This window comes from Tumebacillus lacus, assembly GCF_026410385.1.
GTDB lineage: Bacteria > Bacillota > Bacilli > Tumebacillales > Tumebacillaceae > Tumebacillus > Tumebacillus lacus.
This window is the reverse complement of the sequence record NZ_JAPMLT010000001.1, coordinates 791984-818250: the sequence shown is the minus strand read 5'-3', so window position 1 is coordinate 818250 and position 26267 is coordinate 791984. Positions and strand designations below refer to the sequence as shown.

Sequence of the window (26267 nt, the reverse complement as noted above, 5' to 3'; positions counted from 1 at the left end):
ACAGGCGACCGAGATAGCCGATATTTGAAAGAGGTGTGCCAGCGTGGAAGAACTCAACGTTCTCAAAGATACCAAGGAGCAGGCGAACGATCGCCCGCTGCGCCGACCGGACTGGCTGAAAATCCAGCTGAAGACCGGCCCCAACTTCACCGAACTGAAAGACTTGATGCGCGGCTCGTCCCTGCATACAGTCTGTGAAGAAGCTCGCTGCCCGAACATCTACGAATGCTGGGAGAACCGCACGGCGACCTTCATGATCCTCGGTGACATCTGCACCCGCGCGTGCGGTTTCTGCGCGGTCAAGACGGGCCTGCCGTCCGAACTGGATCTCGCCGAGCCGGAGCGCGTCGCCGACTCTGCGGAAATCATGGGACTTCGCCATGCTGTCGTCACCGCCGTCGCCCGCGACGATCTGAAAGATCACGGGGCTTCCGTCTTTGCTGAGACGGTGCGCGCGATCCGCAAACGGCTGCCGCTCTGCACCGTCGAAGTGCTGCCGTCCGACATGGGCGGCAACACGGAGGCGTTGCACACGCTGCTCGACGCGGAGCCGGACATCTTCAACCACAACATCGAGACGGTACGTTCTCTGACCGGCAAAGTGCGGGCGAAGGCCACCTACGACCGCACGTTGGAAGTCCTGCGCAACGCGAAGGCTTACAAGCCGCACATCCCGACCAAGTCCTCGCTGATGCTGGGACACGGCGAGACGTGGGAAGAGATCATTCAGGTCATGGACGATCTGCGCGCTGTCGACGTGGACATCATGACGATGGGCCAGTACCTGCAACCGACCAAGAAACATCTGCCGGTACGCAAATACTGGTCGCCGGAAGAGTTTGCTCTGCTCAAGGAAGAAGCGCTGAAGCGCGGGTTCAAACATGTCGAATCCGGTCCGCTCGTCCGCTCCTCCTACCACGCTCACGAACAAGCGCAGTCGGCGGAAGCAAACATCAAGCAAGCGCAGTAAGTCAGCAAACAAAAAGGTCACAGCGGGCTCGTCTGCTGTGACCTTTTTATAAGGAGATTTTATATGATACACATCTGCGATCTGGGTGTCATCGAGTACGGCAAGGCGTTCGATCTGCAAAAAAAAGCGGTGCGTCGCAAATTGGAAGGTCGGCTCGAAGATACGATTTTCCTGCTGGAGCATCCGCCGGTCTTTACGATCGGCCGGGCCGGGGGTGAGCACAACATCCTCGCCGACGCAAGCGAACGGGAGCGGCTCGGCATCACGATGTTTGACGTCGACCGGGGCGGTGACGTCACCTATCACGGGCCGGGGCAACTGGTCGGCTACCCGATCCTGCACCTCGAACCGTGGAAAAACGACGTGCGCCGCTATGTGCGCCTGCTGGAAGAGGTGGCGATCCGTCTGCTCGCCGGATACGGCATCGAGGCGGGGCGCAAAGAGGGGATGAGCGGAGCGTGGGTCGGCCAGGAAAAGATCTGCGCCATCGGGGTGAAAGCGAACCGCGACCCGCATACGAAAGGGTTTATCACCTCGCACGGATTTGCGTTTAACGTGCAGCCGGACCTCGGCCATTTCGGGCTGATCGTGCCCTGCGGCATCACCGAGTACGGCGTGACGTCGCTGCAACAGCTCACCGGTCAAACGCACGAGATGAGCGAGATCAAAAGTCGGTGGGCGGCGGCGTTTGCGGAAGTGTTTGAGACCGAGGTGGACTGGCCGACTGTCGACGTGAGCAAAACTCTGGAAGATGAGTAAAACCTATGGTAAGATAGGAAAAATACATACGGAACCACGGCAGATTTACACGTAAGTCCGGAGCTTCCGTAGGGAAGGGAGAGTCGAGTGGAATGAAACGTATTTTTTCTGGCGTGCAACCGTCCGGGAACCCGACGATCGGCAACTACTTGGGCGCGTTCAAACAGTTCGTCGAACTGCAACATGACGCTGACAGCGCGATCTACTGCGTCGTCGACCTGCATGCGATCACCGTGCCGCAAGATCCGGCTAAGCTGCGCAAACGCTCGCGGGAGATCGCGCAGATCTATCTCGCATGCGGCGTCGATCCGAGCAAGGCGTCGATCTTCATCCAATCACATGTAAAGGAGCACGCGGAACTCGGCTGGCTCCTGCAGTGCATGACCTACATGGGCGAAGCAAACCGGATGACCCAGTACAAGGACAAATCGGAAGGCAAGGCAAACGTCAACGTCGGTCTGTTCACCTACCCGGTGCTGATGGCGGCCGATATCTTGCTGTACGACGCAACGCACGTCCCGGTCGGCGACGACCAGAAGCAGCACATCGAGTTGACCCGCGACATCGCGGAACGATTCAACAACCGCTTTGGCGAAACGTTCGTCATCCCGGAGCCGCAGATCCAGGAGTTCGGGGCCCGCATCATGGCGCTTGACGAGCCGACCAAGAAAATGTCCAAGTCTGCCGAGAACGAAGGCAGCCGGATCGCCCTGCTCGAAGACCCGGCGGTCTTTAAGAAAAAGATCATGCGCGCGGTCACCGACACGGAGAACGAGATCCGCTTTGATGAAGAAAACAAGCCGGGCGTCTCCAACCTGCTCACCTTGTACTCGCTGTACGCAGACGAGTCGGTGGAGTCGCTGGTCAACCGCTACCAAGGTCAAGGCTACGGCACCTTGAAAAAGGACCTCGTCGAAGTGATGACCGACAAGATGGGCGCGATCCAAAAGCGATTCCGCGAACTGGATGACCAGACGGAGCTCGACCGCATCTTGAAACAAGGCGCGGATCAAGCCCGCGAGATCGCGGAAAAGACGGTCAACCGCGTCAAGGACGCGATGGGCTTTGTCCGTATCTGACAGAGGACATCATAGGAGAGACTGGCGCAAACTGCCAGTCTCTTTTTTGTAACAAAATGCGCGAACCTTCCGTCGAAATGGGGGAGAAACCGCTCAGGAGGCAGGAGGAGTCCCCCAATGTCGAAGTTCTGGCGCGTTGTTGCCATCGTCGCTTTCATCGCTGCTGTCATCATCATCTCAAATCAGATCGAACCGCAAACGCAAGCACGAACGGTTGCTACGAAATGCGGCCGAGATTCAAAGTGCGTCGATGCGGTCGCCGTGGAACCGACATCGAAACCGGCACCACCGGCCGAGCCTGCCGACGGGCTGTCGGCCAAGCATGTCTTCGTCGCGCTGACCGAATCGGGCGTTGTCACAGGCTCTGCATCGGGCGGCACGGAGCGGCAAAAGACCCGGTGCGCCGCGCTTGGATGCCTGGGCATGATCGAGGCGGAGACGGTCACCATCTACGAATGGCCCGAAGAATCGACGGCGGTCCAAGCAGAGCAGATCGGTGCGTCCGACTATCAAAAAGGCCGCTTTTCGCTGGTCTTTCATGTGAGACGTGACGAGAACGGGGCGGTGTTGCTCGCGCCGACACCGAATGAGCAGGCGTACCGTGACGCTCTCGACCGCGTCGTCGCAGCGAATTAACCGCGAACCGCCTGCCGCACCGACTCGACCAGATGCGCCGGTGCCTTTTCCGGTGATCCCGCGTCAAACGGCGGTTGCGGATCGTACTCGATCATCAACTGGATCCACATCCCCGACTCGTCGCCGTATTCCAGCGCGGCGAGGGTCAAGCCCATGTCGATGCCGGACGACACGCCGGCAGCCGTGATGATCTTGCCTTGCTGCACGACGCGCTGCAACGTCGGCGTCGCGCCGTACTCTGCGAGGATGTCGTGGCACGCCCAATGCGTGGTGGCTTGAAGTCCCTGGAGCAAACCGGCCGCCCCGAGGATCAGCGAGCCGGTGCAGACGCTCGTCGTCCATTTGCTGGTCGCGTGGAGCCGGCGAATAAAGGCCAGCGTCTCTTCGTCTTCCATCATCGGTTTGACGGCGAGCGGATGACCGCCTGGGATGACCAGAATGTCGGCTGTTTCGATGTCTTTCAGTTTATGGTCTGCGTTCAAAAACGAAACGCCGGAGTCGGGGGTGATGATCCCCGACTTTTTTGCTGCAAAGCGGACGGTTGCCCCCGGCATTTTCGACAGCACTTCGTACGGGCCGAGCGCGTCTAGTGCGGTCATGCCCTCGAACAACAAAATGACGATTTCCATGATCTATACACCTCTCCCTTTATTTGGTACGTTTGCATCATATAGCGGAATGGCAAAGGGCGACAAGAGCCGACGGCCGAAGTGCGACAGACAAGGGGAGAGGTGTCACAGTTATGAGCGAAAAACAGCTGTTCAAAGAGGAAAAGCACGAGAGTAGACAGTCCAAACAATCGAAACGATTCCTGCTGACAGCCTTGTTGCAACTGCTGGAGACCAAGCCGTATCGGGAGATCTCGATCTCGGAGATCACGGAGCGGGCAGGGGTGGCACGGCAGACGTTTTACCGCAATTTCAAAACGAAAGACGACCTGATCACACATCACTTGGAGCACATCATCGCAAAGTTTTGGGAGACGGTGATGCTTGACGCGGAGGCGGGCATTCAACCGACGCAGTTTGCGACGGGTATCCGCTACTGGCGCGGGCCCGACGGGGCGGCGATTCGCAAGATCACCAACCCGGAGATCGGCGCGTTGATCGTCCGGACGTTTCATCGCTATCTGCTCGGCTACTTCGCGGAAAAGCGTCCGCTCTCCGATCCGGTCAAAGTGCTGGAGCGCCGCTATGCGCTGAAGTTTTTGGCGGGGGGCTTGTACATCATGCTGTACGACTGGGCATCACACGACATGCCGTTGCCGGCGGAGGAATTAGCGGTGTTTACCCATCAAATTTCCCGTTCTGTACGAGAGATGTTGTAAGCGCATCCAACCCGCGCTATGTATGGTATAATAGTACGGAATCTGCCAACGAACTCGCATTCATCCTTTTTATTTATTGGAGGTCTTACCTGATGTCAGACTTTGAAACCCGTCACCAGTCGTGGCAGGCAAAGGCGGACAAGGCGGCGTCCCGTTTCCCGGAGCGTCGCGAGGAATTTACCACCTCGTCCGAAATCCCTGTCAAACGACTATACACTCCTGCAGACGTGCAAGGCGACTACATAGAAAAACTCGGCTTCCCGGGCGAATATCCGTTCACCCGCGGGGTGCAACCGACGATGTATCGCTCCCGCTTCTGGACGATGCGCCAGTACTCGGGCTTCGGCTCGGCGAACGAGACGAACGAGCGTTTTAAATATCTGCTCGGTGCCGGTCAGACCGGCCTGTCCACCGCGTTCGACCTGCCGACGCAGATCGGCTATGACTCGGATGATCCGATGGCAAAAGGCGAGGTCGGCAAGGTCGGCGTTGCGATCTCGTCGCTCGCCGACATGGAGGTGCTGCTGAACGGCATCGCCCTCGACAAAGTGTCCACCTCGATGACGATCAACGCTCCGGCGTCCGTGCTGCTCGCGATGTACATCGCCGTCGCGGAAAAGCAAGGCGTCTCTTCGGACAAAGTGTCCGGCACGATCCAAAACGACATTCTCAAAGAATACGTGGCCCGCGGGACGTACATCTATCCGCCGGCCGCTTCGATGCGTCTGATTACCGATATCTTCGAGTACTGCTCCGAGCATGTGCCGAACTGGAACACGATCTCGATCTCCGGCTATCACATCCGCGAAGCCGGTTCGACCGCCGTTCAGGAGGTGGCGTTCACGCTCTCGAACGCGATTGCCTATGTGCAGGCGGCTGTCGACAAGGGTCTTGACGTGGACAAATTTGCACCGCGCCTGTCCTTCTTCTTCAACGCGCACAACAACTTCCTCGAAGAGATCTGCAAGTTCCGCGCCGCTCGCCGGATGTGGTCGAAGATCATGAAAGACCGTTTCGGGGCGAAAGATCCGAAGTCGTGGCAACTGCGCTTCCACACCCAGACGGGCGGCTCGACGCTGACCGCGCAACAGCCGGACAACAACATCGTCCGCGTCACGATGCAAGCTTTGGCTGCGGTGCTGGGCGGCACACAGTCGCTGCACACCAACTCCAAAGACGAAGCGCTGGCCCTGCCGACCGAAGAATCTGCTCGCATCGCGCTGCGCACGCAGCAGATCATCGCGTACGAGAGCGGCGTGGCCGACTCGGTCGACCCGCTGGCAGGCTCCTTCTACATCGAGTCGCTGACCGATGAGATCGAGCGTCAGGCGATGGATTATATCGAAAAGATCGACGAGATGGGCGGCGCGGTCAAAGCGATCGAGCAAGGCTACATGCAGCGCGAGATCCAAAACGCGTCCTATCAGACCCAGATGGCGATCGAGTCGGGCGACGAGGTCGTCGTCGGCGTGAACAAGTTCCGCATCGAGAACGAGCCGAAGCCGGAACTGATGAAACTCAACCCGGAGTTGGAGCGCGTCCAGTCCGAGCGTCTGGCCGAACTGCGCAAGACTCGCGACAATGCACTGGTCAACCAGCGTCTCGCCGACCTGCGGGCCGCTGCGGAGGGTACCGAAAACCTGATGCCGCACATCGTCGCGGCTGTCAAGGCGTATGCGACCCTCGGCGAGATCTGCAACGTGATGCGCGACGTCTTTGGCGAATACCAACCGGCTCAGTGGTAAGAGGAGGAAATCGACAATGAGTGAAGTAAAAATCCGCGTGCTTGTCGCCAAGCCGGGCCTTGACGGTCACGACCGGGGCGCACTGGTCGTCGCCAAAGCTCTGCGCGACGCCGGCATGGAAGTTATCTACACCGGCCTGCGCCAAACGCCGCAACAGATCGTCGCCACGGCGATCCAAGAGGACGTCGACGTCGTCGGCCTGTCCTCGCTGTCCGGCGCGCATATGCATCTGTTCCCGGAAGTCGTGCGCCTGCTGAATGAACAAGGCGCAGGCGACATCCTCGTCGTCGGCGGCGGGGTCATCCCGGACGATGACATCCCGGGTCTGAAAGAAGCGGGCGTGGCGGAAGTGTTCACGCCGGGCGCATCGCTGACGGCGATGGCCGACTACATCAAGACCAAGGTGCAAAAGTAGGAGGCGACCCGTCATGTTTCGACCGGAAAAAATCGACCATCTCGGCATCGCCGTGCACAGCATCGAAGCGACATTGCCGATCTATACGAACGGCATCGGCCTGCCGGTGATCCACGAAGAGATCATCGAGGATCAAAAGGTGCGAGCCGTGTTTTTGGAGGTGGGGGAGAGCTGCGTCGAACTGCTCGAACCGACCTCGCCCGACTCGCCGATTGCGAAGTTTTTGGAGACGAAGGGGCAAGGCATTCACCATGTTGCCTACGCGGTGGAAAACATCGAGGCGGCCCTCGCCCACGCCAAGGAGCAGGGCTACCGGCTGATCGATGAAAAGCCGCGCAAAGGCGGTCACGGCAAGATGATCGCCTTCCTGCATCCGAAGGACACGCACGGCGTCCTGACCGAGTTTTGCATGCGCATTGAGGACTAGAGACAGAGGGGGAGCCAGAGCTGTGAACATGGAACAAAAGATCCTGGAACTGGAAGAACGCCGTCGCAAGATCGAACTGGGCGGCGGTGACAAGCGCATCGCGGCGCAGCATGACAAAGGCAAGCTGACCGCCCGCGAGCGATTGGAGATCCTGCTCGATGAGGGCACGTTCCGCGAGCTGAACCCGTTTATCGAACATCGCGCCACGCACTTTGGCATGGCAGACGCTGAAGCTCCGGGCGAAGGCGTCGTTACCGGCTGGGGCAAGATCAACAGCCGCATCGTGTACGTGTTTGCGCAGGACTTCACCGTCTTTGGCGGCGCGCTGGGCGAGATGCACGCGCTGAAAATCGCCAAATGCATGGATCTGGCTGCGAAAAACGGCGCACCGGTCATCGGCTTGAACGACTCCGGCGGGGCCCGCATTCAAGAGGGCGTCGCCTCCTTGGACGGCTACGGCCACATCTTCTACCGCAACTCGATCTACTCCGGCGTGATCCCGCAGATCTCCGTGATCATGGGACCGTGCGCAGGCGGGGCTGTCTACTCGCCGGCGATCACCGACTTTATCTTCATGGTCGAAGGCACGTCGCAGATGTTCATCACCGGTCCGAAGGTCATCGAGACAGTCACCGGCGAGAGCATCTCGTCGGAAAACCTCGGCGGCGCGCGCGTGCAACAGAGCGTCTCCGGCGTGGCTCACTTCTCGGCGAAGAGCGAAGAAGAGGTGCTGAACGAAGTGCGCCGTCTGCTCTCCTTCCTGCCGCAGAACAACATGGAGGAACCGCCGCGCATCTATTGCAAAGAAGACAACGGCTATGACGAAGAGATTGTCGACATCGTGCCGGTCGAACCGACCAAGGCGTACGACGTGCGCGACGTGATCAAGCGCGTCGTCGACAACGGCGACTTTATGGAAGTCCAGCCGAACTTTGCGAAAAACGCGGTGATCGGCCTTGCCCGCATCGAAGGTCATCCGGTCGGTTTGATCGCCAACCAGCCGAAGTTTATGGCAGGCGGCCTCGACATCGACTCGTCCGATAAAATCTCCCGTTTCATTCGCTTCTGCGACTGCTTCAACATCCCGCTGATCACGTTCGAGGACGTAACCGGATTTATCCCGGGCGTCATGCAGGAGCACCGCGGCATCATCCGTCACGGCGCGAAGATCCTCTACGCGTACTCGGAAGCGACCGTGCCGAAGATCACCGTCATCCTGCGCAAAGCGTTCGGCGGCGCGTATGTCGCGTTGAATTCGAAAGCGATTGGTGCGGACCTCGTGTACGCATGGCCGACCGGCGAAGTCGCGGTCATGGGCGCAGAGGGAGCGGCCAACATCGTGTTTGCCAAAGAGATCGCCGACAGTGAAAATCCGGCCGAGACCCGCGCCGCCAAGATCGCCGAGTACAAGGAGAAATTCTCCAACCCGTACGTTGCGGCAGGCCTTGGCATGGTCGACGACGTGATCGACCCGCGTGAGACCCGCCAAAAACTCAAAGAGGCGCTGGAACTGCTGCGCAACAAGCGCGAGACGCGCCCGCCGAAAAAACACGGCAACATTCCGCTGTAGGAGCGTGCGATGATGACGGAACGATTTGACGTCACCTTTATCCGCGGTCCGCGCGACGTGTCGCCGTGGAAGCAGGCGAGCCGCCTCTTGGCGATGCATCACAACTCGCCGCAAAACGGGACGGACGCTCGGGTCAGCCGAGACAGCTATCACAGCCAGCGCGACGGGTCACCGTGCGACACGCGCTTCCCGAACGCGATCTACCAAGAGAAAGGACGGATCGTCTAACATGTACACTGTGAACCGTGAACGACTGATCGAAGAATTTATGCACATGGTGCAGATCAACTCCCTCTCCCGTGACGAGCGGGCGATGGCCGACTATCTCACCGAAAAACTGACGGCGCTCGGCGTCGAAGTGGTGGAGGACAAAGCGGGCGAACGAGTCGGCGGCAACGCGGGCAACCTGTTCTGCACGCTGAAGGGCGACGAGTCGAAACCGACGATCCTCTTCACCTGCCACATGGACACCGTGGCACCGGGTCTGAACATCAAACCGATCCGCACCGAAGACCGCATCTCCTCCGACGGCACGACGATCCTCGGCGCAGATGACAAAGCGGGCGTCGCCGGCATCCTCGAGATGGTGCGCACGCTCAAGGAACAAAACATGAAACACGGCACCATCGTGTTGTTCCTGACGATGGGCGAGGAGAGCGGCCTGCTCGGTTCCCGCCATGCGGACTGGGAGCACCTGCCGAAAGTCGACATGGGCTTTGCGTTTGACTCCAACGGCCCCATCGGCCACGTCGTCACCCAGTCTCCGTCTCAGGAGCGCATCGAGGTGGTCATCCACGGCCGTCTCGCGCACGCGGGCGTCAACCCGGAAGCGGGCCTGAACGCGATCAACGTGGCGTCGGCTGTGATCTCGCGCATGAAGCTCGGCCGCATCAACGAGCGCACCACTGCCAACATCGGCACGTTCCACGGCGGTCAAGCGACCAACGTCGTCGCCGACCGCGTCGAGATCCTCGCCGAAGCGCGTTCGCTCGTGCTGGAAGAGCTCGCGGAACAAGTGGCGCACATGAAGGACGTCTTTGAAACGACCGCTGCCGAGTTTGGCACGACCGTCGAGTTCAAGCACTCCAACATGTACTCCAACGTGAACTTTGAAGAGAGCGCTCCCGTGATTCAAACGGCGTTCCAAGCGATCCGCTCGCTCGGCTTTGAGCCGAAGACGATGGCGTCGGGCGGCGGCTCGGATGCGAACGTGCTGAACGGTCAAGGCGTGCCGACCTGCAACCTGGCGATCGGCTATGAAAAGATTCACACCGTAAATGAGTTCATCCGCCTCGACGACCTCGAAAACGCAGCTCGTCTGCTCGTTGCCGTCACGCAAGCAGTCTAAAGTGGACAGCACTCACCGAACACATCGACCACCCGTTCTTTGCGAGCGGGTGGTTTTTTGTGATTTTTTTTTCGTTTTTCCTGTGAGTAAATACTTTTTCTTGTGGTTTCTTAGCATTAAACAGGTGAATCGACAGGATTCGTCAAATTACTAGAACACCTAGACATGCTGAAAGTTGGGGAAGGATGACAACATGAAACTACGCACACAGACTTTGGGCATGTTGCTCATAATGGCGCTGGTCCCGATGGTGGCGGTGGGTGCTGTCAGCAACTACGTCTCCATGCAGGCACTCTCCTCCGTTCATGAATTGACGGCGCAGTCGGCGGTAAAGACCGCGATGGAGACCATCGAATCACAGAAGCGAACCGCGACGATGCTGGCCAATCAAGCGGCGCAACGGAATGATCTCGCGCTCGCCCTCTTGCATCGCAACCAGCAAGAGATCGCACAGATCGTGGACCCTGTGTATCAGACGTTGAAAAAAGAAGGGGTTTCCGTGCTGGAAATCGGGAGCGCGATGGGGGCAGTGGAATACCGCGCCCACAATCCGGGTCAATTTGGCGACAACAAATACACCAATCCCACGATTTCATTGGCGTTGTCCAACGGACTGACCGTTTCTGCAGTCGAAGAAGGAAAATCGGGTCTCGCCATCCGCGGCGTGGCACCTGTTCGGATCAACGATATAGTCAAAGGGACGATCACCGTCGGCTTTTCCGTCGACCAATTGTTCGCCGATCAACTGAAGACGATGACTGGCGGTGAGATCACGTTCTATGGCGGTGAAACCAAAGCGGCGTCCGTTTCCACGCTGCCCGGTTTGATGGCGGACGGAGACCCGGAGCGGATCGACGATCCGGAGATGGTGGACACATTGTTTGAGCAGCAGGACCCGATGAAGAAGGAGGGCGAGATCGAGGGCGTTCCTTACGAACTGCTCTACCTGCCGCTGACCGACTTTGACAAAAACAAGACGCTCGGCGTTTTGCGCGTCGCGATTTCCCAAGAAGAGATGGTCGCCGCGCAAAAAGAGACGATGCTCTACAGCGTCGTGCTCAGCGTGTTGGTCATTGCGCTGGCTCTGGTCGTCGCGGTACGCAGTTCCAACCGGATCGTGCGTCCGATGCAAGCGGTGATGGAAGGCATGCGCGATGCGGCGGACGGTCGCCTGCGCGACATCGAGCCGGTCAAATCGTCCGGTGAACTCAAGGAACTGCAGGAGTACTACGGCACGATGGTGCACAATGTGCGCGGCCTGCTTCAAAAAGCGGAGGAGACGGCGACTTTGGTTGCCGACTATACGCACGAATTGCATCGCGGCACGCAAGAGGCGACCGCTGCGGCGGAGCAGGTGACGGCGGCGATTGAAGAGGTCGCGAAAGGCAGTGAGCATCAAAACGACTCCCTGCAGCGAGCCAACGACCGCCTGAGCGAAGTCGTGCTCTCTCTGCAGAGCATCTCCGGCCGCGCCGACGCCCTGCGCGACCTCGCCCATCAGGTGGACGCAGCCTCGCACACCGGCGGCGGCACGATGAAGCGCACGCGGGAGGAGATGGACAGCATCCATCGCCATGTCACACAGACTGCGCAGACGATGAACCGTCTCGGCGAGCAATCGCAGCGCATCGGACACATCGTCGACCTGATCTCCAACATCGCAGGTCAAACCAACCTGCTCGCACTCAACGCTGCCATCGAAGCGGCGCGGGCGGGTGAGCAAGGACGCGGGTTTGCGGTCGTTGCCGATGAGGTCCGCAAACTGGCGGAGCAGTCCGGTCTCGCGGCACAGGAAATCGCTGTGCTCGTCCAGGAGATCCGCGCCCGCATCGAGGACAGCATCGAAGGCATGCAACAGGGTCTCGACGCCGTCGCGGGCGGCGAGGCGGCGGTGGCGGCTGCCGAGCGCGCCTTTGCCATCGTAGGGGATGGGCTGCGCGGCGTGACCGACTCCATCGTCGAAGTCTCGGCGCTGACCGAGAGCGCCTCTGAGCAGGCGCATGCTGTCGAGGATGAATTCCAATCCATCGCGACCGCCTCCGAGCAGGCGGTCGGCTCCAGCGAGGAAGTCACGGCCTCCATCGAGGAGCAGACCGCGACGATGAACATGCTGGAGACGTCGATGGCCGATCTGAACCGCCTCGCGGAAGAACTGCGTCAAGCGGTCGGCCGCTTCCAGTTCGAATAAGACAAAAAGGCACTCCCCGGCGGGGAGTGCTTTTTTTTACATGTGCAGTGATCAGCCTTTAAACGATTGACCCGGATCGATCTGATGCAGGACGGGATGGTCGATGGTCGCGCCGTCCAACTCGTACACCAGCACGGTGTCGGCGGCAGGAACCGTTTCTTCGACATAATGGTGATTCGGACACACGCGATACCGACTGCCGAATCCCGTCTCAGACGGAACTGTGATGAACTTGTCGTTGCAATACGGACAGCGGCCCGTCAAGGGCTTCCAGAAACGGTTCCATGCGTTCATGTTTTATCACCATATCCCCATCTTAATACTTGGATTATAAAAGGTGCGACCCGATTTGGCAAGATCCTCCTGAAAGAAACAGAGGGTTGTGGTATGATTGAAACTGAATAGATGTACGTTTTGGGGCTGGAAAGAGGTGTTTGCTGGTTTGTCGGGTCTTGATGCTGCAGTCTACGCTTTTATAGGCTTGATCGGTTCCTTTTGCTCTGGAATGCTCGGAGTGGGCGGCGCAATCGTCACCTACCCGCTCCTTTACTTTGTGCCCCCGATCGCGGGGGCGTATGCGATGTCGCCGATCGAAATATCATCGGCGACGATGTTGCAAGTGTTTGCATCGACGGGCATCGGTATGGTGATGTACCGCAAATCGCCGTGGCTCTCCCGCTATGTGATTCTCGTGATCGGCGGCGGGATGCTCGGCGGCAGTCTGCTCGGGAGCCTGCTCTCCGGGTATCTGCCGGGGTCGGTTATTCATATCACGTACGGTCTGATGGCGCTGATGGCCGTCTTTCTGCTCTTTCGCCGTGAAAAGGGCGAGCTGCACGAGGAACTGCCAACGGTGATTCAGTTGCATCTGCCGCTGGCGATCTCGCTCTCAGCTGCGGTCGGCACGTTGTCGGGCATCGTCGGTGCGGGCGGGTCGTTCCTGCTGATCCCGGTGATGATCCGCTTCTTGAAACTGCCGATTCGCACGGCGATCGCGTCGTCGTTGACCATCGTCTTTCTCTCCTCGATCGGCGGCGTGATCGGCAAGCTCTCCGTCGGCCATATACGCTACGACCTGACTTTGCTGCTGGTGCTCGTCTCCTTGCTCGGATCGATGATCGGGGCGAAGGTCGGCCAACGGATGAACACGCAGTTGCTGCGGGTGGCGTTGGCTGTGATCATCTTGATCGCCGCCGCGAATATTTGGGGCGAGATGGTTTGGAATCTCTACGCAACAATTTGATGAGGTGAAAGACATGTCGGGCGTACTGCTGGAGGAACAATATCGCCGCATCGGCGACAACTTGCGCAAATACCGGCTGTTGAAAGGCATGACGCAGGAAGAGCTGGCCGAGGGTCTGTGCAGCGTCAGCCAACTGAGCAAAGTGGAAAATGGCAAGACCTTATTGAAACGCTCCCTGCTCAAACAGATGGCCAACCGGCTCGGTGTGACCATCGAGCGGATCGAGACATCTGACGCGCTGCTCGAAGAGATCGGCGAGACGTTGCAATTGGCCCGCGACGCGCAGACGGCGGGGTATCATCAAAAATCTCTGGAATTGGTCAACCGCGTGATCGAGCAGAGCCGCGACTTTGATTACAAGGATCTGATGGTCGAGGGGCTGCTGCACAAATGCCGCGTGCTGATCAATCTGTCGCGACTGGAAGAAGTGATTGAGCTGGTCGAGCGGGTGCTGGCCGACGAAGTCCCGCAGGATGCGGCGAACCGCATGTTGTTTTTGATCGAGATCGGCACCGCCCACGAGATGAACGGCAACAAAGCGGCGGCACACGACTATTACTACCAAGCGGATGAAGCGGCGGAAGCGGGGGAGGGCAATCTGGACACCCGGCTGCGCGTCTACTACAACCTCGGCCGCTGCCACCATTCGATGCACAACCACCGCACCGCCTTGCGCTATGTCGAAAAGGCGGAGCGGATCGCCACCGAGTTGTCCAAACATCTGTGGCGCATTCGGTCGACCTATATGAAAGCGACCTTTCTTGGCAATATCGGCGAAACGGAGCAGGCGGAGCGGGTGTTTCTTGGCGCATTGAAAGAGGCGGAGGACAACAGCCTGTTGATCGATGTCGGCATCATCAACAACAACATGGGCCACATGTACCAAAAGATGGGCGAACTGGGGCAGGCGGCCGCTCACTATCACCGGGCCAAGCAGGTCTACGAACTGCTCGACGCCCGCCGCTACCTGTGCACCACGCTGGTTCACCTCGGTGAATTGGCACTGGCCGACGACGATCTGGACCAAGCAATCGCATGGGCGGAGCAGGTGTTTGCGACCGTCCGCACACTGGAGTCAAACACCTACACGGCAGAAGCGAAAGCATGGCGGCTGCTCGGTCTGGTGGAGCAGACAAAGGGCAATGTGGACGGCTGCATCGAGCATCTGGAACGCACGCTGACCGTGTACGACCGTCATCAGGCGGTGATCGAGGCGTATGAGACGGCGAAGGAAATCGCCGAGATCTTATATGCAAACGGGCACTCCGGCGCGCTGGAGATGTATCGACGCGCCGTGGCCTACAACGAGAAGAGTCTCAAGCTCCGCCGTTGAGTTGATTTCCGAGGGGGAATATAAGACATGGCAACCATCGATGATTTTCAGAAGCTCGACATCCGCATCGGCACGGTGCTGACGGCGGAACCGTTTCCGGAAGCGCGGGTCCCGGCGATCAAGTTGGAGATCGACTTCGGACCGGAAATTGGCGTCAAACGCTCCAGCGCGCAGATTACCAAACGCTACACACCGCAAGACATGGTCGGCCGCCAAGTGGTCGCTGTTGTCAATTTTCCGCCGCGTCGCATCGCCGGTTTTGCTTCGGAAGTGCTCGTGCTCGGCGGCGTGCCGGGAGCGGGCGATGTGATCTTGCTCCAACCGGAGCAAGCGGTGCCAAACGGCACGGTCATCGGGTAATGAGTATGAATCCCGCAGCCAAAAATCGTCTGATCGGGGGGCTGTGCCTTGGCGGCGCAGCGGCGATCTGGGGCGGCATGTACGTGGTCAGCAAATACGTGCTCGACTACATCCCGCCGCTGACCTTGGTCGTACTGCGGTTTGCCGTCGCAGCCCTCGTCCTCGGGCTGGTCGTCTGGGTGAAAGGGGGCTGGCGGGTCGAGCGGTCCGACTGGGGGGCGCTCGCCCGATATGCGCTGGTCGGCTACACGATCTCGATCTCCGCTCAGTTTATCGGCACGAAATTGTCATCGGCGCACATGGGGGCTGTGCTGACCTCTGCGTCGCCTGCGTTTATCGCACTGTTTGCCTGGCTACTACTCCGGGAGCGGCTGACGCTGCGCAAATTGCTCTCGCTCGCTGTCGCCACCGTCGGCGTGTTGATCGTCGTCGGCACGGATCAGGGCGACCCGTCCGGCGGCGGCAGCGTGCTGTGGGGCAATCTCGCCCTCGTCATCGCGGCCGTCACGTGGGCGCTGTACTCGGTGCTTGGCAAGTCGCTGTCCGACAAGTATCCGGCGTTGACCGTCACCTTCTGGGCGGCGGTCGCCGGTGCCGTCTTTACTCTGCCGGTCGCCGGATGGGAGATGACGACCGAAGAGATCATCTGGACGGCCGATCCGCTCGTCTGGGGCGGCGTGTTGTTTCTCGGGATTGTGTCGACGGCGCTGGCCTTTTTCCTCTGGCTGAAAGGCTTTGAGCTGATGGATGCGGGCACGGCCGGGCTGTTTTTTTTCGTCCAGCCCATCGTCGGCACGCTGCTCGGCTGGTTGTTGCTCGGTGAGCATCTGACCCTCGCTTTTTTGCTCGGCAGTGCTTTGATCATCGGCAGCGTGGCCGTGTCGATGAAACAGGCGCAAGAAACCTAAAAAGGAGACCTGCACGCGACTGTGCAGGTCTCCTTTTTCTCTTTTAGGAAGCGGGCAATTCGGACGTGCAATGACCGCAGCGGGTCGCCTGAAGCGGGATCTGGGAGATGCAGTACGGGCAGCTCTTGGTCGTCACCGGGACATCGTGTTTGCGCTTCATTTTGTTGATCTGGCGGATGACGAGGAAGATCGAGAACGCCACGATCAGGAAATCGAGCACGTTGTTCAGGAACATTCCGTAGTTGATCGTCGGCGCGCCTGCTTTTTTGGCCTCTGCGAGCGACGCGTACTCGGTGCGGGACAGATTGAGATACAGATTCGAAAAATCCACCCGGCCGATCAACAGCCCGAGCGGCGGCATGAGGATATCGTTGACAAACGACGTCACGATCTTGCCAAACGCGCCGCCGATCACGACACCGATGGCCAGATCGACAATACTGCCTTTCATTGCAAATTCTTTAAACTCTTTCCACATCGTGCATCAACTCCTTCCTTGTGTGATGCCGAAAGAGGGGGTCCTATAGACATGCGTAAACAACGACAGATGTATGCGGGTCAGTCAAAAAATCAGAAAAGTGCGCCGGAGGTAGGGAAGGGGGATCGAAGCAGAAGTTCCCGTCCCCTGTTGCATCCAGATCCTACGGCAATTGCGGCGTGTTCCAGTCACTTCGTTTCCACGGCGCGTCGTATGGGGAGCCGTATTCGTTGGAGTTGGTGCTGTATTCGGGGTCGCCGCCGTAGAAGATGTTCGGGGACATGGTGTACGGCGTGACGTTTGGCACGCCTGCGTCGTTGGAGTACACGACCCACGGGATCGTCTGCCCGTTGCCTTGATCCAAGCGACCGCCGTTTGCCGAGACGGCGCCGGAGTAGCGAATCTTCACGCCGTCCTCGCTGTCGAGTTTCATCGCGTGCGCACCGCCGTCGACACCGATGAACGGGTGGCCGTTGTCTTTGGGGATGTTCGCCCAAGGATAGATCGTGTTGTCGCTGTGGTGCGAGATCAGGAGGTACTTCGGCACGCCGTTTTGCACGTAGACGAAGTATTTTTCCCAGTCATGCTCGTGGTCGTTGATGTAGTCGTTGTCCGCGTAGTAGAGCCAGTACTGATAGATGTCATACCCGCCATAGGTCAAGAAATGAAAATAGACAGCCGGTCGCTGATCGTTCGGCCCTCGGTTGGCCCAGCCGGTCGAACCGGTGCCGGTGACGTAGTTGCCGATCTTGAAGCGGACCATGTTTTCCTTGTTGTGCTCGATGTTCGTGTCATAGCTCTGGAACCGGAACGGCTGCGGGAAGTTTTGTTCCCCCGAGTCCAGCCAGTCCTTGCCGTCAAACTGCAACGTCGCCAAATACGTCCGCGGGTCTACCGCAGCCCCTGCTTCCACAGCCGGGCTTACCATCGCGGTCGTGCCGACTGCGAGAAGCGCGGCGCAGAGGATCGAGACTTTTTTCATCGTGGTCTGCCTCCCATCTTTTTCTAATACATGGAGAAATTCGTCCCGCCGCTCCGCATTCCTTTCTACCTTTCCATAACGTTTCGTAAAAGTATCGAAAACACGACAGGCAGGTCATACTACTACTGGAAACCGATTCCGTAGCAGAAGGAGTGACCTTGGATGGACCTGAACGAAAAACGGATCGTCGATCGCTTTTTGGAACTGGTGCAGATCGACACACCGTCGCATAAGGAGCGGCCGATGGCCGATTATTTGTTGCGTGTAATGCGCGAAGAGTTTGGCTGTGAGGTGGAGGAGGACGATGCCGGGCAGCGTGTGTTGCGGGTGGCAGGGAAGGAAAAGAAGCAACTGCTCGAACACGAGCCTCAGACCGGCAATGTCATCGCCACGCTAAAAGGCAACGTCGAAGGGGCGACGCCTCTGCTCTTCACCGCGCATATGGACACGGTGGTGTCGAGCCAAGGCATCCAGGTCAAACAGGAGAACGGCGTCATCAAAACGGACGGCAAGACGATCCTCGGCGCAGACGACCGGGCAGGCATCGTGGCGATCCTCGAAGCTCTGCAATACATAAAAGAACACAACATCAAACACGGCGATCTCCAGTTCGCCTTTACCATCGCCGAAGAGACCGGGCTGTTCGGCTCTCTCTACCTCGACAAGGAGATCATTCAGGCAAAATACGCCTTTGTCATGGACTCCGGCGGTCCGCCCGACACGATCATCACGTCGTCGCCGACAGAGATCGATTTTACGATCCGCATCTACGGCAGAGCGGCGCATTCGGGGGTCAACCCGGAGGACGGGCTCAACGCGATCTCCGTGGCGGCCGATGCGATCTCTCATTTGAAAATGGGCCGGATCGACGAGGAGACCACGCTGAACATCGGCGTGATCCAAGGCGGGGACAAGACCAACATCGTCTGTGACCGCGTCGAGATCCTCGGTGAAGCTCGCTCGCGAGATGAGCAGAAACTCAGCGAACAGATGAACAACGTCCACACCGCCTTCACCCTCGCTGCCGAAAAATGGGGGGCCAAGGTGGACATCGAGGAGCAGAAGATCTACGACGGATTTAACCTCTCCGAAGCGGATGAGGTGGTGCAACTGGCGATGGAAGGTCTGCGCCGGGCCGGACTGACACCGAAGCTCGCCCCGCGCGGGGGAGGCAGTGACACGAACAACCTCAACACCAAAGGCATCCCCGCCGTCAATCTCGGCGTCGGGGCGACAAACGACCACACTGTCGACGAAACGGTCACCGTGCGCGACTTGCTCGCCGCAACGAAAATCGTCATCGGCATCATCCAGACGGCAGCCGAACGCAGGGAGGTGACTTCGTGATGAAATGGGATTTGGAGACGGGCCTCGTCGCGGCGGTTCTCCATGAATCGCCGCAAGGGCGGGAGTTGCTGGTCGAATTGAACGGCAGTCTGGAACGGGCCTGGCAGGAGCCCGTTTTCGGCGTGCCGGCAAAGGTCGGCGACCGCGTGCTGCTGAACACGACCGCTGTGCGGCTGGGGCTCGGCACGGGCGGAAGTCATTTTGTCATCGCCGTCGAAGGGGCGGCCCAGTCGCCGTCGTCACCCGAACAGCCGGGCCACATCATGAAAGTGCGCTACACCCCGTTCCAAGTCGCCGTACACGCCGTCGAGGAGCCCGATCACCCGATGCACGAGATCATGCGCGACGCCGAATCGCTCGACGGGACGCCGGTGGTGATCTGCGAGCTGCACAGCATGTTGCCGGCCGTCGCGATGACGCTCCGCTATGAAGCCGAACGCCGAGCGTGCCCTGTCGCCAAGGTCGCGTACGTGATGACAGACGGCGCCGCCCTGCCGCTCCATTTTTCGAAAACGGTCGCGCAGCTCAACCATCTCGGCCTGCTCGCCGGGACGGTCACCGTCGGCCACGCATACGGCGGCGATCTCGAAGCGGTCACTCTTTACAGCGGTCTGCTCGCCGCTCGCCATGTCTTGGAGGCGGACTGCATCATCGTCGCGATGGGGCCCGGCATCGTCGGCACGGGCACTCGCTACGGGCACACGGGGATCGAGGTCGGCACTGCCGTCAACGCCGTCCATGCGCTCGGCGGCGATCCGGTCGTCGTGCCGAGACTCTCGTTTGCTGACAGCAGACTGCGCCATCAAGGCGTGTCGCACCATACGTTGACCGCGCTGGCACACGTCGCCCTCGCGCCGGCCACCGTGCCGCTGCCGCTTCTGCCGGACGAGCAGGCGACCCGTGTCTGGGCGCAGGTGACGGGGGCGGGATTGCATCAAAAACACCGCCTTGTCGGAGTCAGCGGCCAATCGATACTGGACGCGACCCAAGCCTTTCCAGTACCATTAAGGACGATGGGGCGCGACCTGTCCGCCGACCCCGCCTTTTTCCTTGCGGCCGGCAGTGCCGGGGAGTGGGTGGCGCGACAATTGAGCGCTCCGAAAAAGAAAAAACCGCCGGAGAGTTACTCCCGGCGGGACGAAGCGTGGCAGTTGACCGACAAGAACTGATGCAGCGTCGTGTCGCTGCCCGCATAGGCGCGCAGAATGGCCCGGATCTGCCAAGCTTTGCCGACCATGCGCAACGAACGTTCCGATACATACGTTTTCACCATCTCACATACCCCCCGTGACCGTGTTGGATGTTCCCAGTCTATGCCGATCCGGGGACGGTTATACCACGTCTATGAAAAAGAGATGGTAGAGGAGGAGCCACCCATGTCCGAACAACAAAATCAACAGACCGACCTGCATCTGCGGGAAAAAACGATCGATTCGAAAACGATCTATGAAGGCCGCATGATCTCTCTGCACCTGCAAACGGTCGAACTGCCAAACGGCAAGACCGCATCCCGCGAGATCGTCACCCACCCGGGCGCGGTGACCGTGCTGGCGATCACCCCGGAAGACAAGATCCTGCTCGTCTCCCAGTTCCGCAAGCCGACCGAACGCGTGCTGCTGGAGACACCGGCCGGCAAACTGGAAAAAGGTGAGGACCCGCTGGATTCGGCGAAACGGGAGTTGGAGGAAGAGACCGGCTACACCGCGAGCGAGTGGAAGCATCTCAGCTCGTTTTACACCTCGCCGGGCTTTGCCGACGAGATCATGCACACCTATGTCGCGACTGGGCTGACCAAAACGGCGCAAAACCTCGATGATGACGAGTTTCTCGACGTGATCGAACTGACTGCGGACGAGGCGGAGGCGAAGATCGTCAGCGGCGAGATCGCCGATGCGAAGACGGTGGCCTGCGTCTACTACTGGCTGCGCGAGCGGGATCGTCAGGGGAAGGCGTAACACCATGTCCGATCTGGCGCTCCGAGACTACTTTCTCGACCTGCACATCCACATCGGGCGCACCGCCGACGGCCAGCCGGTAAAAATGGCCGCCTCCAAGGACCTGACCTTTTTTGAAATCATCCGGGAGGCGGCCGACCGCAAAGGAATCGACATCATCGGCATCATCGACGCCGTCTCGCCACCTGTGCTGGACGAGATCGAGGCCTGCGTACAAGAGGGTCTCCTCACCGAACTGCCGGGCGGCGGGTACGACTACCAAGGCAAGACGACACTCCTGCTGGGCGCCGAAGTCGAGACCTCGGGACCGCAGGGCGGAGCGGCGCACTTCGGGATCTGGATGCGCGACATCGTTGCGATGCGCCGATTTTCCGACTGGCTCGGCGAGCGGGTGAAAAATCGCGTCCTCTCGTCCCAACGCGCCCGCTGCACGTCGTTCGAACTGCAGGCGATCACGACCGAGCTCGGCGGACTGTTTATCATCAACCACGCCTTCACCCCGCACAAGAGCGTGCTGGGCAACTGCGTGTCCCGCCTCTCCGACATGGTCGATCCGACGCAGGTCTCCGCGCTGGAGCTCGGTCTGTCGGCCGACAACAAACTGGCCGACCTCTTCTCCGAACTGACCGACATCTCGTTCGTCTCCAATTCGGACGCGCACTCGCTGGCGAAGATCGGCCGCGAGTACAACAAAGTCCGCCTCGCCGCTCCGACGTTCGACGAGGTAAAAAAAGCGCTCCTGCGCCAAGACGGCCGCCGGGTGGTCGCCAACTACGGCCTCGAACCGGAGCTTGGCAAATACCATCGCACCTTCTGCGCGGCGTGTGACACGGTGTTGGACCAGGGCGACATCCAGACGCAGCGTTGCTCCCACTGCGGCGGCAAAAAAATCGTGCGCGGCGTGCTCGATCGCATCCTGACCATCGCCGACCGCGAGCAGCACGTGCATCCGGAGCACCGACCGCCCTATTTCTATCAAATCCCGCTCGACTTCATCCCGAAGGTCGGCAAGCGCACCATCGACAAACTGTTGGCACGCTTCGGCACGGAGATGAACGTGCTCCACGAGGCGACCGAAGAGCAGATCGCTGAAGCGGTCGGCCCGCAGATCGCCCGCGACATCGCCCGTGCGCGGCGGGGCGAACTGCCGATCTCGGTGGGCGGCGGCGGCACGTACGGCAAGATTCTCACTTGATGCTCTTCTAAAAAAAATTCATAGACTTCCTCTCGTCCACATAGGATGTAGCGTTAGGTTGGACAAAGAGGAGGGCTACGAACAATGGTACGCAAGGTGAAAATCTCTGTCTCCGGCTACCTGAAAGATCATATGAGTTTGTTTGTCTTTGTGTCGGTGCTGTTTATGATCGGCGTGTTGTTTGGCGCCATCGTCGTCGGCGCGTTGGCCGATTCGCAGGTCCAGTCGCTCCACGATGCGCTGAAAGGGTTTTTCCAAGCGTTAAACATGGAGCAGACCGGCACCACCCCGTCGGAGATCGCGTGGCACTCGGCCGCCGGGTTTTTGAAGACGACCGGGATGCTGTGGATTCTCGGGCTGTCGATCATCGGGCTGCCGGTGATCGTGATCTTGATCTTCATCAAAGGCTTTATGATCGGCTTTACCGTCGGCGTGGTCGTCTCGCAGTTTCAGGCGAAGGGCATCCTGTTTGCGCTGGCTGCCGTCCTGCCGCAAAATTTGATCTACATCCCGGCCCTGCTGGTCTGCGGCGTCGCCGGCATCTCGTTCTCGCTGGCCTTGGTCAAGAGCCGGTTCGGGCACGAGCAACCGGTGCTCCGCATGAGCGCGGGCACGATGCTCTACCGCAACTTTCTCTCGTACACGGGTCTGGTCGCGACGGTGGCGATGGCGATGATCCTCGCCGCGTTTGTCGAAGGCTACCTGTCCCCGGCGCTGATGCGCGCCGTCATCCCGCATCTGTAATAGACAAAAGGAGCGAATCCGCACGACATGTCACGCAAATTTACCGTTATCAACGAATCTTTCACCTGCCAGCATTGCGGCACGGAAGTCGGCCCGCTGGCACAAGGCTCCTGCCGCAACCACTGCCCGAACTGTTTTTACTCCCTGCACCTCGACATCAACCCCGGCGACCGCGCGGCAAACTGCGGCGGCATGCTGGAGCCGATCCGCATCGAGGAGCACAAAAACAAAGGCTACATGGTCGTGCATCGCTGCGACACCTGCGGTCACACCTGCCGCAATCGCCTGGCGCTTGATGATCCGAGCCAGCCGGACTCCTTTGACCGGATGCTGGCGATCATGAAGAAACAAAGCTTGTAAAAAACAGCACTCTCCATGTGAGTGCTGTTTTTGATGTTATCCCGCTTACAGGATCTTTTCCTCTCTTCTTTTATAATAGAAGCAGAGAGGGGTGGCTCAGCTATGAATCAACAATTGCAACTTCAGATGGCCGTCGAACTGCTCGAAGCGCATCGCGGCGACGGGCCCGCTTTGACCCGCTATGCCCAAAAAATGACGATGTCCGCTCTGCCTGCCATTCGTCAGGTGGCCTGCGCGTTGCTCCAAGATCTGTGGGTGCGCGACAAAAGCCTCACACCATATGTGCTGCGGCTCGCGGCTGACGCGGACGAGCAGGTGCGCGAACGGTCGGTGATGATGTTCACGTCGATGCTGATCACCGATTATCCGAGCGGCATCCAGGAGATCCGCGATCTGCTCGATCACCCGCAGGCAGAGGTGTTGCGCGCCCTCGCCGTGGCGGTCGGACAGGCTGCTCAATACCGCATCCCCGGCAGTGCCGCCGCACTGCTCGATCTGCTCCGACACGCAGGGGAGGACGACCGCTCCGAGGTGCAAGATGCGGTGCGGACGGCCGTCGATCTAGTAAAAAAACGACTGGATCATCAAGTCCGGAACTAAAGTTTGACACGGCTAAAACGGTTGCATATAATAGGAAACAGTTTGACGAAAGGCCGCTTAGGAGGGGGTTGCGATGCAAGAAAAACTCGAGACGATAAAAAAACAACTCCATGCGGAGCAGTTTAAATTGACCCCTCAGCGCGAGGCGACACTGCGCGTGCTGCTGGAAAACGAAGAGAGCCACCTCAGTGCGGAGGAGATCTTTATGCTGGTCAAGCAAAAGGCTCCGGACATTGGGCTCGCAACTGTTTACCGCACGCTCGACCTGCTGTGTGACCTGAAAATCATTGAAAAGCTCAACTTCGGTGACGGCGTGGCCCGCTATGAATTTCGCTCGGACGACCATCCGCATCATCACCATCATTTGATCTGTGTGAAATGCGGCACCTTGTCTGAGATTGAGGATTTGCTCGACGATCTGGAAGAACGCGTCGAGCGCGACCACAACTTCCAAATTGTCGATCATCGCGTGTCCTTCCTGGGATACTGCGCGTCCTGTCGCAATGTGAAAAAATAGTCGCAGATCGTGGAGTTCGTTGCGATCTGCATTTTTTTGCATGCAATTTCTTTCGGATCATGAAAGAAGTTGCAGATGTATGCGGATTCATGTATATCATCGTGGGACAAAAGTACAGAATAACAGGTGGACGAGCATGATTTTCAATAAATCTTTGCCAGCCGTCACTTTTTGGTATAAAATTTGCATGACATAGCAGTAGATTGACAGGCGGTGCATCGCGCCGCAGAGATTTGAAAGGGGACTACATACAATGATCGTAGGGATTCCGAAGGAAATTAAGAACAACGAAAACCGCGTTGCTATCACCCCGGCCGGCGTCGAAGCTTTGAAGCTCGCAGGCCATGAAGTATACATCGAATCGTCTGCCGGCATCGGCAGCGGCTTTACCGACGAAGATTACAAGGGCGCAGGCGCGATCATGCTCGACAACGCGGCAGACGTCTGGGGCAAGGCCGACATGATCATGAAAGTCAAAGAGCCGATGGCTCCGGAATACGGCTATTTCCGCGACGGCCTGATCCTGTTCACCTATCTGCATCTCGCTCCGGAGCCGGAACTGACCAAGGCGCTGGTTGAGAAAAACGTCGTTGCCATCGCGTACGAAACCATCCAGCTGCCGGATCGTTCCCTGCCGCTGCTCACCCCGATGTCTGAAGTCGCAGGCCGCATGTCGGTCCAGATCGGCGCACAGTTCCTCGAAAAGCCGTGGGGCGGCAAAGGCATCCTGCTCGGCGGCGTACCGGGCGTCCTGCCGGCCAACGTCGTCATCATCGGCGGCGGCATCGTCGGCACCAACGCAGCGAAAATGGCGCTCGGCATGGGTGCAAACGTCACGATCATCGACAAGAGCGAAAACCGCCTGCGTCAATTGGATGACATCTTCGGCGGCCGTCTGCGCACCTTGATGTCCAACTCCTACAACATCGAGATGATGGTGCGTCAGGCAGACCTGCTGATCGGTGCTGTCCTGATCCCGGGCGCGCGCGCTCCGAAGCTCGTCAAGGAATACATGGTTCAGCAGATGTCCCCGGGCTCTGTCATCGTCGACGTGGCGATCGACCAAGGCGGCTCCATCGAGACGATCGACCGCGTCACCACCCACTCCGAGCCGACCTATGTCAAGCACGGCGTCATCCACTACGCGGTGGCCAACATGCCGGGCGCAGTGGCGCGCACCTCGACGCTGGCACTGACCAACGTCACCATGGACTACGCGCTGCAACTGGCGAACAAAGGCTGGCGTCAAGCGGTCCTCGACAACGCGGCCCTCGCAAAAGGCGTCAACGTCGTCAACGGCAAGATCACCTACGAAGGCGTGGCGACCGGTCTCGGCTACGAGTTCACCGAGTTGCATAACGCGATCTAATCGCGCCGCTGCATCCGTACATTCCAGAGAAGGGTTCCTCGGAGCCCTTCTTTTTTGCGTTCGCCCGTCATACCTATAGGGAAAAGAGGACAGCCCGGAGGAAGGGGAGAGCGTGATGATCGTATCGCTGCGGCAAGTGTCGCGGTTTTGCCGGATGATCGTATTTGTCGTGCTGTTCAGTTTCATCTGTTTCAAACTGCTGGGCATCGTGCAGGACATGATCCAGCCGACGACCAACAAATACAAAGAGCCGATCGGCGGCGACGCGGTCAAAGTCAGCACAGAAGTCGGCGCGGGTCCGCACGCCTTGTGGGACGAACTGTTGGCAAGGCTTGCAGTCTTTTACCAAATTGGTGAATAGTCACAACGATAACTTTTGCCCGATTGCAGGAATTTCACAGTACGTTGCCGA

At 59.1% G+C, this 26267-nt stretch carries 31 protein-coding genes; 26 read left to right on the top strand and 5 right to left on the bottom strand.

Translation table 11 applies throughout. The features are described 5' to 3' along the window. The first annotated feature begins 43 nt into the window (after positions 1-43). The 4 genes from lipA (at position 44) to OS242_RS04175 (ending at position 3444) form a co-directional block, all read left to right on the top strand. Entirely contained in the window at positions 44-970 is a 927-nt protein-coding gene (gene lipA / locus OS242_RS04190) for a lipoyl synthase (RefSeq protein WP_267150378.1), read from the top strand. A 63-nt stretch (positions 971-1033) separates the two neighbouring features. Beyond that, positions 1034-1729: a lipoyl(octanoyl) transferase LipB gene (gene lipB, locus OS242_RS04185; protein WP_267150377.1), complete on the top strand. Its 696-nt coding sequence runs from the start codon at positions 1034-1036 to the stop codon at positions 1727-1729. A gap of 92 nt (positions 1730-1821) precedes the next feature. After that, on the top strand, positions 1822-2808 hold the full coding sequence (gene trpS / locus OS242_RS04180; protein ID WP_267150376.1) for a tryptophan--tRNA ligase: 987 nt from the start codon (positions 1822-1824) through the stop codon (positions 2806-2808). A 117-nt stretch (positions 2809-2925) separates the two neighbouring features. Next, a complete protein-coding gene (locus OS242_RS04175) occupies positions 2926-3444 on the top strand; it encodes a hypothetical protein (protein WP_267150375.1) in 519 nt (172 codons plus the stop codon). Here OS242_RS04175 and OS242_RS04170 read toward each other — a convergent pair. Continuing rightward, positions 3441-4073, bottom strand: a complete 633-nt coding sequence (locus tag OS242_RS04170; RefSeq protein ID WP_267150374.1) for a DJ-1/PfpI family protein — start codon at positions 4071-4073, stop codon at positions 3441-3443. The two genes, OS242_RS04175 and OS242_RS04170, sit on opposite strands and share 4 nt — an antisense overlap. 113 nt (positions 4074-4186) lie before the next feature. Here OS242_RS04170 and OS242_RS04165 point away from each other — a divergent pair, with 113 nt between their 5' ends. The 8 genes from OS242_RS04165 to OS242_RS04130 all read left to right on the top strand — a co-directional run bounded on the left by OS242_RS04165 (position 4187) and on the right by OS242_RS04130 (position 12464). Next, positions 4187-4771, top strand: coding sequence for a TetR/AcrR family transcriptional regulator (locus OS242_RS04165; RefSeq protein WP_267150373.1), 585 nt, complete (start codon positions 4187-4189; stop codon positions 4769-4771). A 92-nt stretch (positions 4772-4863) separates the two neighbouring features. Continuing rightward, entirely contained in the window at positions 4864-6516 is a 1653-nt protein-coding gene (locus OS242_RS04160; protein WP_267150372.1) for an acyl-CoA mutase large subunit family protein, read from the top strand. Positions 6517-6532: 16 nt separating this feature from the next. Then, positions 6533-6931, top strand: a complete 399-nt coding sequence (locus OS242_RS04155; RefSeq protein WP_267150371.1) for a cobalamin B12-binding domain-containing protein — start codon at positions 6533-6535, stop codon at positions 6929-6931. Positions 6932-6944: 13 nt separating this feature from the next. Then, entirely contained in the window at positions 6945-7358 is a 414-nt protein-coding gene (mce, locus tag OS242_RS04150) for a methylmalonyl-CoA epimerase (RefSeq protein WP_267150370.1), read from the top strand. 28 nt (positions 7359-7386) lie between these two features. Beyond that, entirely contained in the window at positions 7387-8928 is a 1542-nt protein-coding gene (locus OS242_RS04145; RefSeq protein ID WP_267150431.1) for an acyl-CoA carboxylase subunit beta, read from the top strand. A 12-nt stretch (positions 8929-8940) separates the two neighbouring features. Next, positions 8941-9156 carry a hypothetical protein gene (locus OS242_RS04140; protein ID WP_267150369.1) on the top strand — a complete coding sequence of 72 codons (216 nt, stop codon included), beginning with the start codon at positions 8941-8943 and terminating at the stop codon, positions 9154-9156. 1 nt (position 9157) lies between these two features. Beyond that, the gene (locus OS242_RS04135; protein WP_267150368.1) at positions 9158-10276 is read left to right on the top strand and encodes a M20/M25/M40 family metallo-hydrolase; all 1119 of its coding nucleotides are present in this window, start codon (positions 9158-9160) and stop codon (positions 10274-10276) included. Positions 10277-10469: 193 nt separating this feature from the next. Continuing rightward, complete coding sequence (locus OS242_RS04130) at positions 10470-12464, top strand: methyl-accepting chemotaxis protein (RefSeq protein ID WP_267150367.1); 1995 nt, start codon at positions 10470-10472, stop codon at positions 12462-12464. 51 nt (positions 12465-12515) lie between these two features. Here OS242_RS04130 and OS242_RS04125 read toward each other — a convergent pair whose 3' ends face one another. Then, a complete protein-coding gene (locus tag OS242_RS04125; RefSeq protein ID WP_267150366.1) occupies positions 12516-12758 on the bottom strand; it encodes a hypothetical protein in 243 nt (80 codons plus the stop codon). 136 nt (positions 12759-12894) lie between these two features. On the opposite strand from OS242_RS04125, the gene OS242_RS04120 reads away from it, so the two are divergent. From OS242_RS04120 to OS242_RS04105, 4 genes are read left to right on the top strand one after another with little or no spacing between them, the layout of a single operon-like run. Continuing rightward, positions 12895-13707: a sulfite exporter TauE/SafE family protein gene (locus OS242_RS04120; RefSeq protein ID WP_267150365.1), complete on the top strand. Its 813-nt coding sequence runs from the start codon at positions 12895-12897 to the stop codon at positions 13705-13707. Between the two features lie 13 nt (positions 13708-13720). Next, positions 13721-15040, top strand: coding sequence for a helix-turn-helix domain-containing protein (locus tag OS242_RS04115; RefSeq protein WP_267150364.1), 1320 nt, complete (start codon positions 13721-13723; stop codon positions 15038-15040). A gap of 27 nt (positions 15041-15067) precedes the next feature. Further along, positions 15068-15400 (top strand): chaperone CsaA, encoded by a 333-nt coding sequence (csaA, locus tag OS242_RS04110; RefSeq protein ID WP_267150363.1) that lies wholly within the window; start codon positions 15068-15070, stop codon positions 15398-15400. Further along, complete coding sequence (locus tag OS242_RS04105; protein ID WP_323372898.1) at positions 15400-16308, top strand: DMT family transporter; 909 nt, start codon at positions 15400-15402, stop codon at positions 16306-16308. Before csaA ends, OS242_RS04105 begins: the two co-directional genes overlap by 1 nt. Positions 16309-16351: 43 nt before the next feature. Here OS242_RS04105 and mscL read toward each other — a convergent pair whose 3' ends face one another. Beyond that, entirely contained in the window at positions 16352-16786 is a 435-nt protein-coding gene (mscL, locus tag OS242_RS04100) for a large-conductance mechanosensitive channel protein MscL (protein ID WP_267150362.1), read from the bottom strand. Positions 16787-16949: 163 nt separating this feature from the next. Beyond that, complete coding sequence (locus OS242_RS04095; RefSeq protein WP_267150361.1) at positions 16950-17768, bottom strand: hypothetical protein; 819 nt, start codon at positions 17766-17768, stop codon at positions 16950-16952. Positions 17769-17930: 162 nt separating this feature from the next. Here OS242_RS04095 and OS242_RS04090 point away from each other — a divergent pair, with 162 nt between their 5' ends. Further along, positions 17931-19115 (top strand): M20/M25/M40 family metallo-hydrolase, encoded by a 1185-nt coding sequence (locus OS242_RS04090; protein ID WP_267150360.1) that lies wholly within the window; start codon positions 17931-17933, stop codon positions 19113-19115. Further along, positions 19115-20284, top strand: a complete 1170-nt coding sequence (locus OS242_RS04085) for a DUF3866 family protein (RefSeq protein WP_267150359.1) — start codon at positions 19115-19117, stop codon at positions 20282-20284. Before OS242_RS04090 ends, OS242_RS04085 begins: the two co-directional genes overlap by 1 nt. Here the strand turns inward: OS242_RS04085 and mciZ are convergent. Further along, positions 20239-20388, bottom strand: coding sequence for a Z-ring formation inhibitor MciZ (mciZ, locus tag OS242_RS04080; RefSeq protein ID WP_267150358.1), 150 nt, complete (start codon positions 20386-20388; stop codon positions 20239-20241). The genes OS242_RS04085 and mciZ overlap by 46 nt on opposite strands. Before the next feature lie 103 nt (positions 20389-20491). Here mciZ and OS242_RS04075 point away from each other — a divergent pair, with 103 nt between their 5' ends. The 8 genes from OS242_RS04075 to OS242_RS04040 all read left to right on the top strand — a co-directional run bounded on the left by OS242_RS04075 (position 20492) and on the right by OS242_RS04040 (position 26216). Further along, positions 20492-21070 (top strand): NUDIX domain-containing protein, encoded by a 579-nt coding sequence (locus OS242_RS04075; RefSeq protein WP_267150357.1) that lies wholly within the window; start codon positions 20492-20494, stop codon positions 21068-21070. A 4-nt stretch (positions 21071-21074) separates the two neighbouring features. After that, a complete protein-coding gene (locus OS242_RS04070) occupies positions 21075-22265 on the top strand; it encodes an endonuclease Q family protein (protein ID WP_267150356.1) in 1191 nt (396 codons plus the stop codon). 84 nt (positions 22266-22349) lie between these two features. Further along, on the top strand, positions 22350-23009 hold the full coding sequence (gene spoIIM, locus OS242_RS04065; protein ID WP_267150355.1) for a stage II sporulation protein M: 660 nt from the start codon (positions 22350-22352) through the stop codon (positions 23007-23009). A gap of 27 nt (positions 23010-23036) precedes the next feature. Further along, complete coding sequence (locus OS242_RS04060; RefSeq protein ID WP_267150354.1) at positions 23037-23369, top strand: RNHCP domain-containing protein; 333 nt, start codon at positions 23037-23039, stop codon at positions 23367-23369. Positions 23370-23471: 102 nt separating this feature from the next. Then, on the top strand, positions 23472-23969 hold the full coding sequence (locus OS242_RS04055) for a hypothetical protein (RefSeq protein ID WP_267150353.1): 498 nt from the start codon (positions 23472-23474) through the stop codon (positions 23967-23969). 73 nt (positions 23970-24042) lie between these two features. Beyond that, positions 24043-24486 (top strand): ferric iron uptake transcriptional regulator, encoded by a 444-nt coding sequence (gene fur, locus OS242_RS04050; protein ID WP_267150352.1) that lies wholly within the window; start codon positions 24043-24045, stop codon positions 24484-24486. A 253-nt stretch (positions 24487-24739) separates the two neighbouring features. Further along, entirely contained in the window at positions 24740-25855 is a 1116-nt protein-coding gene (ald, locus tag OS242_RS04045; RefSeq protein ID WP_267150351.1) for an alanine dehydrogenase, read from the top strand. A 115-nt stretch (positions 25856-25970) separates the two neighbouring features. Then, positions 25971-26216 carry a DUF4227 family protein gene (locus OS242_RS04040; RefSeq protein ID WP_267150350.1) on the top strand — a complete coding sequence of 82 codons (246 nt, stop codon included), beginning with the start codon at positions 25971-25973 and terminating at the stop codon, positions 26214-26216. Positions 26217-26267 lie beyond the last annotated feature (51 nt).